Origin of the sequence: Deinococcus multiflagellatus, assembly GCF_020166415.1 — a bacterium.
GTDB lineage: Bacteria > Deinococcota > Deinococci > Deinococcales > Deinococcaceae > Deinococcus > Deinococcus multiflagellatus.
In genome coordinates this window covers 16,032-29,324 of sequence record NZ_JAIQXV010000014.1, presented here as the reverse complement: position 1 = coordinate 29,324, position 13,293 = coordinate 16,032, and the positions used below count along the sequence as shown (strand labels likewise).

Annotated in this window: 15 protein-coding genes; 9 read left to right on the top strand and 6 right to left on the bottom strand. The window is 68.3% G+C overall.

Going from position 1 to position 13,293, the window contains the following annotated elements; translation table 11 throughout:
* Positions 1-17 precede the first annotated feature (17 nt).
* From K7W41_RS15460 to K7W41_RS15440, 5 genes are read left to right on the top strand one after another with little or no spacing between them, the layout of a single operon-like run.
* Complete coding sequence (locus K7W41_RS15460; protein WP_224610285.1) at positions 18-1,460, top strand: anthranilate synthase component I family protein; 1,443 nt, start codon at positions 18-20, stop codon at positions 1,458-1,460.
* A gap of 50 nt (positions 1,461-1,510) precedes the next feature.
* Complete coding sequence (locus K7W41_RS15455) at positions 1,511-1,861, top strand: four helix bundle protein (RefSeq protein ID WP_224610283.1); 351 nt, start codon at positions 1,511-1,513, stop codon at positions 1,859-1,861.
* Positions 1,858-2,514 carry an anthranilate synthase component II gene (locus tag K7W41_RS15450; protein WP_224610281.1) on the top strand — a complete coding sequence of 219 codons (657 nt, stop codon included), beginning with the start codon at positions 1,858-1,860 and terminating at the stop codon, positions 2,512-2,514. Before K7W41_RS15455 ends, K7W41_RS15450 begins: the two co-directional genes overlap by 4 nt.
* 5 nt (positions 2,515-2,519) lie before the next feature.
* Positions 2,520-3,536, top strand: coding sequence for an anthranilate phosphoribosyltransferase (gene trpD, locus K7W41_RS15445; protein ID WP_224610431.1), 1,017 nt, complete (start codon positions 2,520-2,522; stop codon positions 3,534-3,536).
* A 10-nt stretch (positions 3,537-3,546) separates the two neighbouring features.
* A complete protein-coding gene (locus tag K7W41_RS15440; RefSeq protein WP_224610279.1) occupies positions 3,547-4,446 on the top strand; it encodes an ATP-grasp domain-containing protein in 900 nt (299 codons plus the stop codon).
* Between the two features lie 3 nt (positions 4,447-4,449).
* Here K7W41_RS15440 and K7W41_RS15435 read toward each other — a convergent pair whose 3' ends face one another.
* From K7W41_RS15435 to K7W41_RS15420, 4 genes are all read right to left on the bottom strand, one after another.
* Entirely contained in the window at positions 4,450-4,824 is a 375-nt protein-coding gene (locus K7W41_RS15435) for a DUF6915 family protein (RefSeq protein ID WP_224610277.1), read from the bottom strand.
* A complete protein-coding gene (locus tag K7W41_RS15430) occupies positions 4,824-5,390 on the bottom strand; it encodes a hypothetical protein (RefSeq protein ID WP_224610275.1) in 567 nt (188 codons plus the stop codon). The genes K7W41_RS15435 and K7W41_RS15430 overlap by 1 nt, the downstream gene beginning before the upstream one ends.
* 67 nt (positions 5,391-5,457) lie before the next feature.
* On the bottom strand, positions 5,458-6,042 hold the full coding sequence (locus K7W41_RS15425) for a hypothetical protein (protein WP_224610273.1): 585 nt from the start codon (positions 6,040-6,042) through the stop codon (positions 5,458-5,460).
* 40 nt (positions 6,043-6,082) lie between these two features.
* Entirely contained in the window at positions 6,083-6,544 is a 462-nt protein-coding gene (locus K7W41_RS15420) for an Lrp/AsnC family transcriptional regulator (protein WP_224610271.1), read from the bottom strand.
* Between the two features lie 166 nt (positions 6,545-6,710).
* On the opposite strand from K7W41_RS15420, the gene kamA reads away from it, so the two are divergent.
* The 3 genes from kamA to K7W41_RS15405 all read left to right on the top strand — a co-directional run bounded on the left by kamA (position 6,711) and on the right by K7W41_RS15405 (position 10,134).
* Positions 6,711-8,150, top strand: a complete 1,440-nt coding sequence (gene kamA / locus K7W41_RS15415; RefSeq protein ID WP_224610269.1) for a lysine 2,3-aminomutase — start codon at positions 6,711-6,713, stop codon at positions 8,148-8,150.
* A 56-nt stretch (positions 8,151-8,206) separates the two neighbouring features.
* Complete coding sequence (locus K7W41_RS15410) at positions 8,207-8,482, top strand: four helix bundle protein (RefSeq protein WP_224610267.1); 276 nt, start codon at positions 8,207-8,209, stop codon at positions 8,480-8,482.
* Between the two features lie 290 nt (positions 8,483-8,772).
* Positions 8,773-10,134: an acetyl ornithine aminotransferase family protein gene (locus tag K7W41_RS15405; RefSeq protein ID WP_224610265.1), complete on the top strand. Its 1,362-nt coding sequence runs from the start codon at positions 8,773-8,775 to the stop codon at positions 10,132-10,134.
* Positions 10,135-10,192: 58 nt separating this feature from the next.
* Here K7W41_RS15405 and K7W41_RS15400 read toward each other — a convergent pair whose 3' ends face one another.
* Positions 10,193-10,966 carry a hypothetical protein gene (locus K7W41_RS15400; RefSeq protein ID WP_224610263.1) on the bottom strand — a complete coding sequence of 258 codons (774 nt, stop codon included), beginning with the start codon at positions 10,964-10,966 and terminating at the stop codon, positions 10,193-10,195.
* A gap of 9 nt (positions 10,967-10,975) precedes the next feature.
* A complete protein-coding gene (locus K7W41_RS15395; RefSeq protein WP_224610261.1) occupies positions 10,976-11,467 on the bottom strand; it encodes a peroxiredoxin in 492 nt (163 codons plus the stop codon).
* A 128-nt stretch (positions 11,468-11,595) separates the two neighbouring features.
* Between K7W41_RS15395 and tilS the strand changes: the two genes are divergently transcribed.
* The gene (tilS, locus tag K7W41_RS15390; RefSeq protein WP_224610259.1) at positions 11,596-13,197 is read left to right on the top strand and encodes a tRNA lysidine(34) synthetase TilS; all 1,602 of its coding nucleotides are present in this window, start codon (positions 11,596-11,598) and stop codon (positions 13,195-13,197) included.
* Positions 13,198-13,293: the final 96 nt, after the last annotated feature.

Below are 13,293 nucleotides of genomic sequence, written 5' to 3'. Positions count from 1 at the left end.
TGCCGCACAGGAGACCCATGACCCAGCCTGACCCCGCCGCCCCTTCGCTGGCCGCCCCGCCCCTGGCCGTCGCCGTGCAGGAACTCAATGCCGACCTGGACACGCCGGTGACCGCCTACCTGAAAGCCGCGCAGGGCGAAACGGTGGCCTTCTTGCTCGAAAGCGTGGAGGCCGGAGAAAAGCTGGGCCGCTACTCGTTTATCGGCGTGGGCGAACAGGGGCGCTTTGAAGCCCGGGGCTCACAGGTAAGCAGCAGCGGCGTATTCGGCGACTTTGCCGGCCCCGAGGCTGACCCCCTGGCCCGGCTGTACCGCGCGGCGGTGCGCCCGGCACCCGTGCCTGCTGGGCTGCCCGCCCTGATTGGCGGCGCGGTGGGCTACGCTGCCTACGACCTGATTCGCTGCTACGAGCGCCTTCCCGACGACAACCCCGATGAACTGGGCGTGCCCGACGCCTGCTTCGTGGCGCCGCGCGGCGTGGTGATCTACGACCACCTCAAGCACCGCCTGATCGCCGTAGCCACGGCCCCCACCCAGGCCCAGGCGGACGTCGAGGTGGCGACGCTGGCCGCGCGGCTGCGGGGGCCCCTCCCGCCCGTCCCGGGCCAGACCCCGGCGCCGGCCCCCACCTTTACCAGCAACTTCACCCCCGAAGGCTTCCGCGCCGCCGTCGACAAAGCCCTGGACTATATCCGGGCGGGGGACATCTTTCAGGTGGTGCCCAGCCAGCGCTTCAGTGCCGATCTGGGGGCCGTGCACCCGTTTGCGCTGTACCGGGCGCTGCGCCGGGTGAACCCCAGCCCTTATCTGGGCTACCTGCAGCTGGGCCCGGTGACCCTGGTGGCCAGCAGCCCCGAGAGCCTGCTCGCCAGCGACGGCCGCACCGTGACCACCCGGCCCATTGCCGGCACCCGCCCGCGCGGCCACACCCCCGAGGCCGACGAGGCCCTGGCCGCCGAACTGCTGGCCGATGAAAAGGAACGCGCCGAACACCTGATGCTGCTGGACCTGGGCCGCAACGACCTGGGCCGGGTGAGCGCCTACGGCACGGTGCGGGTGCACGACGCCTTTGCCATTGAGCGCTACAGCCACGTGATGCACATCGTCTCCAGCGTGACCGGGCAGCTGCGGGGGGACCAGACCCCGCTGCACGCCCTGGCCAGCGTGCAGCCGATGGGCACGGTTTCGGGCGCCCCCAAGATCCGCGCCATGCAGATCATTGACGAACTGGAACCCGTGCGGCGCGGGCCCTACGGGGGCTCGTTTGGCTACATCGCCTTTGACGGCAGCCTGGACATGGCCCTGACCCTGCGCACGATGGTGATTGCCGCTGGGCGCGTGCACATTCAGGCTGGGGCCGGCGTGGTGGCCGACAGCGACCCGGCGGCCGAGGAGCAGGAGACGCGCAGCAAGGCGGCGGCGCTGATGCGGGCGGTGGAGATGGCGGCTGGGGGGCTGTAAGTGGGGAGTGGTCAGTGGTGAGTGGAAAAAGCACGGGTGTGCCAGGAAGTGTGCAGGATCTGGTGATTTGGCAGGAAGGCATGCAAGTGGTTGAAGACGTCTATGGTGTCACGGCCCGGTGGCCGGGGTCCGAACTCTATGGCCTGACCAGTCAGGCTCGCCGGGGTTCCGTCTCGATTCCGGCCAATATCGCAGAAGGTGTGGGTCGTGGATCAGCGGGAGAACTCGCCCGCTTTTGCCGTATTGCTCTGGGCTCGACGTACGCACTGATGACGCATCTGGAGCTGGCCCAAAGATTGAAGTTTTCGAACCCAGAAGAGCTCCAGCCTCTCCTCACAGCACTCTCCCTTCTGATGCGCCGCATCAGCCGCTTCGTCCACGTTCAGGAGGCCCGCAGATGACGTCCACCCATCCACTCCCCACTCCCCACTCTCCACTGACCATCCTCCTGATCGACAACTACGACTCCTTTACCTACAACCTCGTGCAGTACTTCGGCGAGCTGGGCTGCGAGCTGACGGTGTGGCGCAACGACGCGTTCACCCTGGCCGACGTGCAGGCCCTGAACCCCGATGCCATCGTGGTCTCGCCGGGGCCGTGTACGCCTGCGGAGGCCGGCCAGAGCGTGGAGGTCATCCGTGAACTGGGCACCAGCTACCCCGTGCTGGGCGTGTGCCTGGGGCACCAGAGCATCGGCGCCGCGTTTGGGGCGCAGGTGGGGCGGGCGCGCCGGCCCGTCCACGGCAAAACCAGCCCGCTGCGGCACGACGGCACAGGCCTGTTTGCCGGGCTGCCGGAAGCCGTGACCGTGACCCGGTACCACTCGCTGGTGGTGCGCGACCTGCCGCCCGAACTGGTGGCGACCGCCTGGATCACCGACCCCGAAGAGGAGATCGTGATGGCGCTTCGTCACCGCGACCACCCCATTTTCGGCGTGCAGTTTCATCCCGAAAGTCTGGCCACGCAGGGCGGGATGGACATGCTGCGCAACTTTCTGGCGCTGGTGCGCGAGCATCGGGGGATGACGGGGCAAGGCAGTGGGGCCGGGGCATGATCGCCATGCACGCGCGGCTGATGAACGGCGAACGGCTCTCGCAGACTGAGGCGGCGGCCTTTATGCGCGAGGTGATGACGGGCGACCTGGGCGGCGTGCGGCTGGCGGCGGCCCTGGCGGCCCTGCGGGTGCGCGGCGAAACCCCGGAGGAAATTGCGGGGTTTGCCCAGGCCATGCGCGAGCACGCCGTGCGGGTCAATGTGCACCCGCGCGAGGTGCTGCTGGACGTGGTGGGGACCGGGGGCGACGGCGCCCACACCTTCAACATCTCCACCACCACCGCGTTCGTGGTGGCTGGAGCGGGGGTGCCAGTGGCCAAGCACGGCAACCGCGCTGCCAGCAGCCGCGCGGGCAGCGCCGACGTGCTTGAAGCCCTGGGCGTGAATCTGGACGCCCCGCGCGAGGTGGTTGAAGACGCCATCAACACCCTGGGCGTGGGCTTCATGTTCGCCCGCAACTACCACCCCGCCCTGCGCCACGCCGCGCCGGTGCGCTCGGAGCTGGCCGCCAGAACGGTGTTCAACATTCTGGGGCCGCTGGCGAATCCGGCGGGGGCCACCCATCTGGTCGTGGGCGTCTTCAAGCCCGAACTGACCCGCACCCTGGCCGAAGTATTGCGGCTGCTGGGGGCCAGTGGCGCCACGGTGGTGCACGGGCATGGCCTGGACGAATTCACCGTGTGCGGCGTGAACACCGTGGCGGGCCTGCGCGGCGGCGAGGTGATTGACCGCGAGATTCACCCCGAAGAGGCTGGGGTCAGTGTGCACCCGCGCGAGGCCCTGGTGGGCGGCACCCCGGCCGAGAACGCCGAGATCACCCGCGCCCTGCTGACCGGCGGCGGCACCCCGGCGCAGCGCGACATCGTGGCGCTGAATGCCGGCGCGGCCCTGCGCACGGCGGGCCGGGCGGAGAGCATCCGCGAAGGCGTGGCCCAGGCCCGCGAGGTCATGAATGAGGGCCTGGGCTGGGCCGTGCTGCAGCGCTACGCGGCCCACACCCAGCGCGGCGTAGTCAGGCTGTAGCCTGCTGGCAATGCTCCTTTTTCCGGCCGAGCCGTTTTCCGCCCGCACGCCCGACGAGGCGTACCGCGCCGAACAGCAGGCGGCGCAGGCCCTGGACCTGCCCACGGCCCTGCTGGATTTCGAGTCGCTTCTGGAAGGAGACCTGCCGCGCGCCCTGCGCGGCGTGCCAGCGGGGGAGGGCGTAGCAATCTTTCGCGGCTGGATGATGGCGCCAGAGGTGTACGGGGCCCTGTTCATGGCCCTGCAGGCGCGGGGGTGGACGCTGATCAATACGCCCGCGCAGTACCAGCACACCCACTGGCTGCCGGCCTCGTTTCATCACATCGCGGACGTGTCACCCGAGACAAAATGGGTGCCCGCCGTAACCCCAGAGGCGCTGAACTGGGCCGAGGTGGACGCGGCGCTGCGGGCCTTTGGCGCTGGCCCACTGATCGTCAAGGACTACGTGAAGTCGCGCAAACACGAGTGGACCCAGGCCTGCTTTCTTCCCGACGCCGCCGACCTTGACCATGCCCACGCGGTGATTCGCACCCTGGCCGAGCGGCAGGGCCGCAACTGGCAGGGCGGCCTGGTGCTGCGCCGCTTTGAGGCGTTTGGGGCGCTGACCCAACATTCCCGCAGCGGCATGCCCCTGACCCGCGAGTACCGCGCCTTTGTGCTGGACGGTCAGCCGGTAGTGGAGGCCGAGTACTGGGACGAGGGCGACTACGGGGCCCAGGCCCTCCCAGGGCCGTGGCTCTCCGTCATCGCCGCCCGGGTGGACAGCCGCTTTTTCACCATTGACCTTGCCCAGCGTGAGGACGGCGAATGGCGCGTGGTGGAACTGGGCGACGGGCAGGTGGCCGGGCTGCCGGAGCGGGTGGACCCAGAAATCCTGTATGCCGCGTTGGCACAGCGCCTGGCCCGCTGATCCTTACGTTGACCCTTCTTCAGCTGGCTTGGTGTCCTGCCGGCTTAGGGCCGCCGCGTTCCGCAGCATCCAGGGCTGAAGGGGCAACTCGCCCAGCCAGTCCTGCACCGTGGGGATGCGGCCCAGGTCTTCCAGCACATGCTGCTCGCCAATCAGGCGGGTGGGCACCTGTTTGCCGTCGCTGGCGCGGCGGATGGTGGGGCCAAAAAACTGCTCGCACAGGAAGATGCCAAAGCTGCTGTGTAGCAGGGCGCGGTGGCGCACATCGGCCAGGTGGCCCTTGGTCTGGTCGAACCAGCCATGAACGGCCACATAGTCGTCGGGCACGCCGCCAAAACGGCGGGCACTGCTCTGCGCGTGGTGCCAGGGATGCGCCATCAGAGCCCCACGTCTGTAGCATAGTCCCGCCCGAACAGCCGGGTAATGCGGTTCAGGCGCGCGGCGGCAGGGTCGTCCAGCAGAGGCGGTTCCATTTCCCCCCGCTCGTCGAAGGCCGGCGCGGCAAAGGGGCGCTCGGGGGTCTGGGCCAGCTCGGCCTGCGCCTGCATCAGCTCTGCCGCCGTCAGTGGCGCCTCAAGAATCCCAAACAGGGTCAGGTTCAGCACCCCTATGATCTGGTCGGCCTGTTCGTCCGTCAGGGTCTGGGGCAGCGCGTCACCCGCTTTGGTCGCCAGCACCGATGCCAGCGGCTCATCTACAAGTGCTTCCAACTCAGCAAAAAGGCCACTCTGCTCCTCGTCCAGAAGCAGGTCGGATGCACCGGCGCCGCGCAGGGCTTGGCGGGTCAGCTGCCGCACGGCGGCTTCGGCCTGCTCGCGGTCCGCGTACAGCCCCGCCGGGTTGGCCACCGTCAGGTCATTGTCCGCGTCCAGCACGGTGTAATACTCGTCCTCATAGATCGAATACAGATGAGTGACCAGATAAGCTGTCTGGTGGGCGTGCATAGGATTAATATTACGTTGTAAACATAATCGTGTCCAGGGGAGGCCCTCTGGCCTGCGGTTCCATGAATTAGCCTTCGCGGTGTAGGCCATAGCTGCGTCCAAACAGGCGGGTTACGCGTTCCAGGCGCTGCACCGCCTCGTCCTCGGCAAAGTCCTCAAGGAAGTCGTTGAACTGCCACTCACCTGGGTGGTCAGGCGTGCTGTCCAGGAGCTGCTGCGCCTGCGTCACCTGCTCAGCGTCCAGGTCGGCTTCCAGAATGCCGTGGGTGGAGGGCAGGCCCAGGTCATCACGAATGGCCTGCAACTCCTCATCGCTGAGGAACACGAAGGGCTGCTGGTGTTCGCCGTACACCATCCCCGCCAGCACGGCCCGCAACCTCTCATTGAGGGTGCTGTCCTGTGGCGGCTGGCTGTCCTGGTAGGCCCGCAGACGTTCGCGGCTGGCCTCGTCCAGAATCAGAGTGTCCGTGTGGGCCTGGCGCAGTTCGTCCAGACTCTGCTGCTCGCAGGCGGCCTGAGCCGCGTTCAGCGTGGTATAGATGCCCGCCGGATTCACATATGAAGCGGCGGCGGCCTCATCCACCTCGCAGTATTCGTCGTTGTAAATCAGGTGGTGGCCAAAGACCAAATACCCTCGCTGAGCAGGCGTCATGCGGGTAGATTACGCTATTGGCGTAATAGTGTCCACCGCTTTATTTCGGCGGTAGCAGCAGCTTGCCTTCCAGCGGGGTGCTTAGCACGATGCTGGTGTCGCAGGTAAAACCCATGTTGATGAGCTCGGTCAGCATGGCTTCCAGCGCGCCCACGTCGGGCACCGCCACCTTCAGAATGCAGGAGTTGTCGCCCGTGACCGAGTGGCATTCCAGCACGCCGTCGTGCTTGGTGGCCCAGCGCACCAGCGTGGGGTCGTTGCGCCCGCTGTCCTGCACGCCAATAAACGCGGTGATGGTGCGCCCCAGCGGCTTGCTGGCCACGCGCACGCCGTAGCCCAGAATCACGCCCGCGTCCTCTAAGCGGCGCACCCGCTCAGTCACGGCGGGGGCCGAGAGTCCCACCCGGCGGCCCAGTTCGCGCATGCTCAGGCGCGAGTCGGTCTGCAGCTCTTGCAGAATGCGGTGGTCAAGAGGATCGAGGGCGCCGCCAGACTGTCTCATGGGCCCCACCTTAGCATTTGGAAGGTTGTGAGTGTCGTTTGCGAGCTTTCTGTGTTCCCGGCCTGCGCTTTGTATGGGTCGGCGGGCATTCCAAAGTGCTGTGCAGAACGGTGAAAATGAAGGAGAACTCAATTTCTGCTTCACCTTTTTTGCCCCGGAGGCCCCCATGCCCATTCACCCACAGGCCACAGTCCGCAGCCAGCAGATGCTGCCCCGCAACCACCGCGCCCCCAAGTGGGCCGACGTGCCCGACGAGCAGTGGTACGACTGGAAGTGGCAGCTGAAAAACCGCATCAACTCCGTGGCTGAACTCGAAGAGGTTATCCGCCTGACCCCCAGCGAGCACAAGGGTGCCAGCGCCGACGGCATCTTCCGTCTGGACATCACGCCTTACTTCGCCAGCCTCATGGACCCCGAAGACCCCACCTGCCCGGTGCGCCGTCAGGTGATTCCCACGCACCACGAGCTGGAGCCCTTTACCTCCATGATGGAAGACAGCCTGGCCGAGGACAAGCACAGCCCCGTGCCCGGCCTGGTGCATCGCTACCCCGACCGCGTGCTGATGCTGGTGACCACCCAGTGCGCCAGCTACTGCCGCTACTGCACCCGCAGCCGCATCGTGGGTGATCCCACCGAGACTTTTAACCCCGCCGAGTACGAGCAGCAGCTGAACTACCTGCGCAACACCCCCCAGGTGCGCGACGTGCTGCTCTCGGGCGGCGATCCCCTCACCCTGGCCCCCAAGGTGCTGGGCCGCCTGCTGGCCGAACTGCGCAAGATCGAGCACATCGAGATCATTCGCATCGGCACCCGCGTGCCCGTGTTCATGCCCATGCGCGTGACCCAGGAACTGTGCGACGTGCTGGCGGAAAACCACCCCGTCTGGATGAACATTCACGTCAACCACCCGCGCGAAATCACCCCCGAAGTGGCCGAAGCCTGCGACCGCCTCACCCGCGCAGGCGTGCCCCTGGGCAACCAGAGCGTGCTCTTGAGAGGCGTGAACGACCATCCCGTGATCATGCAGAAGCTGGTGCGCGAACTCGTGAAGATCCGCGTGCGGCCCTACTACATCTACCAGTGCGACCTCGTGCACGGCGCCGGGCACCTGCGCACCACGGTCAGCAAGGGCCTGGAAATCATGGAGTCCCTGCGCGGCCACACCTCCGGCTACAGCGTGCCCACCTACGTCGTGGACGCCCCCGGCGGCGGCGGCAAGATTCCCGTGGCGCCCAACTACGTGCTCTCGCACAGCCCCGAGAAGCTGATTCTGCGCAACTTTGAAGGCTACATCGCCGCCTACAGTGAGCCCACCGACTACACCGGCCCCGACATGGTGGTGCCCGAAGAGTGGCAGCGCAAGGAACCCGGCCAGAGCGGCATCTTTGGCCTGATGGAAGGCGAGCGCATCTCCATTGAACCCAAGGAGTTCAGCGAGAGCCGCAACCGCCCCGGCGCCACCGTGCACCGCCTGAACAGCCGCGAGGACAAGTGGGCCGCCCACGGCATTGGCAAAGCCGGCGCCGTCACGGACACCGCCCCCGACGGCATGGTGCAGACGCCGCAGCCCGTCGAAGGCGAAGCGCAGACTGTCAGCGGGGACTGAGGGCCGCTGGCGCGGCGTCTAAGGGTCAAAGAGTCGAAGGGTCTAAGGTCTGGTCGGTGGAAGAAACGTTTTTTCCCTTTGAGCAACTGGATGTGTATGCCTTGGCTGTGGATTTTGCGGCAGAGGTTTACCGGATGACCGCGACTTTTCCGGACACTGAGCGGTTCGGCCTGACAAATCAGATGCGCCGCGCAGCAGTTTCTGTCTCTCTGAACATTGCTGAGGGCCGTGGACGGGGCACTGACCGCGAATTCGTCCGGTTCCTGATGATGTCGCGCGGCTCGCTCTTTGAAGTCCTGAGCGCCGCCCAGATTGCCCACCGCCTGAATTAAGTACCTCGCCCCTCTCATTCCAACATTTCAGAAAAGCGCAGAAATGTTTCCATTCTCGGGGCGAGGCACTTTTTTCGCTTCTCGCTCCGCTCGGTTGATCTAAAGATCAACAGCGAGCTACTTATCTGGATGCGGACACCCTGGCCGCCCTTCGGCAGCAGGCGAAAACCATCTCGGCAAAGCTGATGACTCTGGCCAAACGTCTGAACCCCAAGCCCACATCCTCTAACGGTCAATCTCCTTAGACCCTTAGACCCTTAGACCCTTAGACGGTCTTCAAAGGAGCATGCATGACCACCCTCCCCAAACCCCGCCAGCCTGAACTCAAAACGGCCCTCCCTGGTCCCCAGACCCAGGCGATCATGGAGCGCGACCGCCAGCACCTCTCCACGTCCTATATGCGCCCGTACCCCTTCGTGCCGGACCACGGCGAAGGCGTGTGGCTGACCGATGTGGACGGCAACACCATGCTGGATTTCTTCGCCGGCATTGCCGTGAGCACCACCGGCCACGCCCACCCGCATGTCGTGAAGGGCGTACAGGAGCAGGTCACCAAGTTCACGCACGTCTGTCTCACCGACTACCCGCAGGAGATCACCACCAGCCTCGCGGAGAGGCTCGTGCAGCACGTCGAGAAACCCGGCGAGAAGTGGCGCGTGTTCTTCAGCAACTCTGGCGCCGAGGCCGTGGAAGCCGCCGTCAAGCTGGCGCGTAACCACACCGGCCGCCAGCACATCATCTCCACGATGGGCTCGTTCCACGGGCGCACCTACGGCGCGATCACGCTGACGGGCTCCAAGACCAAGTACAAGCGCGGCTTTGGCCCGCTGCTGCCGGCCGTGTCGCATGTGCCCTACCCCAACCCCTTCCGCCCGCCGCTGGGCTCCACCCCCGAAACCTGCGGTCAGGCGGTGCTGGAGCACATCGAGTCGCTGTTCGTGGGCATCCTGCCGGCCGATGAGGTGGCGGCGATCATCGTGGAGCCCATGCAGGGCGAGGGCGGGTACATCGTGCCGCCCGCCGACTTCCTGCCCGGCCTGCGCGCCCTGTGCGACAAGTACGGCATCATGCTGATTTTCGACGAGGTGCAGGCGGGCATGGGCCGCACGGGCAAGATGTTTTCCTTCCAGCACTTTGACGTGCAGCCCGACATCATCACGTCGGCCAAGGGCATTGCCTCGGGGATGCCGCTGGGCGCGCTGCTGGCCAAAGAAAGCGTGATGACGTGGCCGGTGGGCTCGCACGGCAGCACCTACGGCGGCAACCCGGTGGCGGCGGCGGCCTCGCACGCCACGCTGGACCTGCTGGAAGGCAAGGTCAAGCACCCCGGCTGCGGCGAGAGCCTGATGCAGAACGCCGCCGAAGTGGGCGAGTACATCATGGCCGAACTGAAGGCCATGCAGGCCGAATTCCCCTTCCTGGGCGACGTGCGCGGCAAGGGCTTGTTCATTGGCCTGGAGTTCGTGAAGCCTGACGGCAGCCCCGACGGTGCCCTGCGCGACCGCGCCTCGATGGCGATGTTCGAAAAGGGCCTGCTGAACCTGGACTGCGGCGAGGCCGTCATCCGCATCAGCCCGCCCCTGATCCTGACCAGGGAAGAGGCCGCCACCGGCCTGCAGATCATGCGCGAGACCCTGCGCGAACTGAAGTAAGGAACGCAGAGCGTGGAGCGTGGTGGGGACAGCCCCCGGCCACGCTCCACGCTTTGCGTTAGCCCCCGCTGGGCGCCGGGCCCGGGTCCGCCTCGGGCATCAGGGTCCAGTCGTCGGTGGGGAGGGCGCCGCTGGTCAGGTGGAAGGTGACGTCCAGCTCGGCGCCGCTGCTAAGGCTGGTCATGTCCAGGGTCAGTTTGTTCCAGCCTTGTTTCAGCGGGCCTTCCATGCGCGTGGTCATTCGGGTGCGGACGCCGTGGTCGGTCCACTGGCAGGTCTGGGTGCCGTTCATCGCGGTGGGGCGCTCGGCGTAGTACAGCAGGCCCTGCTGGGTGCGGGCCGGCGCGGTGGGCTGGGCTTCATTGGGCGTGCTGACCACCACAGGCACCACCACGCCGCTTTTCGTGGCCTTTACGCTCAGGGACAGCTGCACCACGCGAATGGTGGGGTCCCCCAGCTTCACGCTGCCGGTGCAGGCGGCCCCTGGAACCGGCGGGGGCAGGGTGGCCGGCAGGGGGTCCTGGGGCACAGGGGGCAGCAGGCTGCGGTCCAGCGTGGCGGGCAGCGTCAGGGCAAACCGGCCGCCCGACTGAAGGGGCGCGCTGGCGATGACCGGGCTGACCCCGGCCACACTCGCGATCCGGGCCTCCACCTGCCCCCCGCCGCCCCGCCACGGCACCGTAAAGAGGCCCGTGTCGGTGTCGTCCGACTGCTCTTTCAGGGTGCCGCTGAGCACCAGCGCGCCCGGCGCCGGGCTTGAACCGGCGGCCAATGCGCCCGTGAGCGCCGTGGCCCCAAATGCCAGGGCCAGCCAGAGGGAAGAGGGCTTCACCCGCCCAGTCTAGGGCAGCGCCCCAGGCGAAGGGGCCGCCGGTCGCTGAAGCTCCTCCAGGGCGCGCAGCACCTCGGCTGGGTGGCCCACAGGATTGAGCACCCGCCAGTGCCGGGTGAGCACGCCCTGGGGGTCAATCAGGAAGGTCTGGCGCCCGGCGATGCCCAGCAACCCGCCCAGTCCGCCCATCACCCCGTAGGTGCGGCACAGGCTGCGGTCGCTGTCGGGCAGCAGAGGAAAGCTCAGCGCGCAGCTGTCGCGGAAGGCGGCCTGCTTGGCTTCGGTGTCGGTGCTCACGCCAATTACCTGGGCGCCCAGGCGCTCGAACTCGGGCAGGGCCGCTTCAAAACGCTGCGCCTCTATAGAGCAGCCGGGCGAACCCGCGCGCGGATAGAAGTACAGCACCACCCAGCGGCCCCGAAGGGCCTCCAGACTGATCTCGCGGCCATCGTCGCTGCGGCGGGTGAACGTGGGGGCGGGCTGCCCCAGCGGCGGGGTCACGCGCGGCCCCGCTGCCGAACCCCGCTGCCCCTGCGGCCCACCGCCTGCCCACACGGCATCCTACTCATGGGCCCGATTCTAGCCCCGCCCCCGCCGGTTCGTCCCCAGGCAGTTCGTAGAATGCGCCCGTGAACGCTCTGCTGGTGCCGCTGCACCCCTATGCCGGTCAGGTGGTGGTGGTGGGGATCTCGGGCGGGGCCGACAGCGTGGCCCTGCTGCGGGCGCTGCTTCTGGCCGGCGCGCGGCCCGTGGCGGCCCACCTGGACCATGCGCTGCGCCCCGGTTCGGCCGAAGACGCCGCGTGGGTGCAGGCCCTGGCCGCCGCGCTGGGGGTGCCCTTTGAAGGCACGCGGGTGGACGTGGCGGCGGTGGCCCGCCAGCGCGGCTGGAACGTGGAAGATGCCGCCCGGCGCCTGCGCTACGACTTCCTGGGCCGCGTGGGGAAAAGGCAGGGCGCCCAGGCCATCCTGACGGCCCACACCCGCCGCGATCAGGCCGAAACGGTCCTGATGGCCCTGCTGCGCGGCGAGGCGGTGCTGCGCGGCATTCCCCCGGTGCGCGGCCGGGTCCAGCGCCCCTGGCTGGAGGTGGCCCGCGCCGACCTCGAAACCTTTCTGCACGCCCTGGGCCAGGACTGGCGCGAGGACGAGACGAACGCCGACCCCGCCTACACCCGCGCGTGGCTGCGGCGCGAGGTGGTGCCGGTGCTGCAGGCCCGTTTTCCGGCCCTGGAAGACACGCTGGCCCGCGTGGCCCGCCACCAGACCCAGGACGACGAGGCCCTGCAGGCCTGGGCCGCGCGCCTGCGCCCCCACACGCCGCTGCGGGGCCAGCCGCCTGCCGTGCTGCGGCGCTGGGTGCGGGCCCAGGTGCAGCGGGCTGGCCTTGAGGTCCACGCCGGGCACCTGGACCAGCTGGCGGCGGCCCTGGGCGCGGGCGAAACCCGCCACGTCACCTTGCCGGGCGAGCGGCCCGTGACGGTCAGCGGCGGCCAGCTGGTGCTGGCGCCGCCCCAGTTTGCGGGCCCCAGCTTTCCGGTGCCTGCGGGCTGGACCCGGCGCACCCGCCAGCCCGGCGACCGCATCCGCCTGCCTGGGGGCACGCGCCTGCTCAGCGACGTGCTCACCGACCGCAAGGTGCCGCGCGGGGCCCGCGACGGGGTGCCGCTGCTGGTGTCTGCCGCGGGGGTGCAGTGGGTGGGGCTGACCCCGCCGGTCTGGGCAGTGGGCGCCCAGCAAGCGGCCCAGGTGCCCCCGGACCCCCTGCACGCCGCGATGGGCGAGGCCCTGGCCCAGGCCGGGCTGGCCGCCCAGGCCGGCGAGGTGCCGGTGGGCGCCGTGGTGCTGGGACCGGACGGCGCCGTAATCGGGCGCGGGCGCAACACCAGCCGCGAGCACGGCGACATGACCTGCCACGCCGAACTGGCGGCCCTGCGTGAAGCGGCCCGCAGCCTGGGCACGCCGTATCTCACGGCGTGCACCCTGGTCGTGACCCTGGAACCCTGCCCCATGTGCCTGGGCGCCGCCCTGGAAGCGAGGATCGGGCACGTGGTGTACGGCGCCGCCAACCCCAAGGCCGGGGCGCTGGGCGGTGTGCAGGATCTGCTGGCCGCCCACTGGGGCCACACGCCACAGATCACGGGGGGCGTGCGCGCCCGCGAGGCTGCGCGGTTGCTGCGTGACAGTTTTCAGGAGGTCCGGACCCGGAAAAAAGCGCCGGGTTCGGCTTAGCAGCGGGTGCTGGAGGTGCTTCGGGTCTGCCGGCCCTGGGCCTGCTGGCTTCGCAGGGTCCCCAGCGCGGCTGGGGGTCGCCCCCGCAAGGGCGGC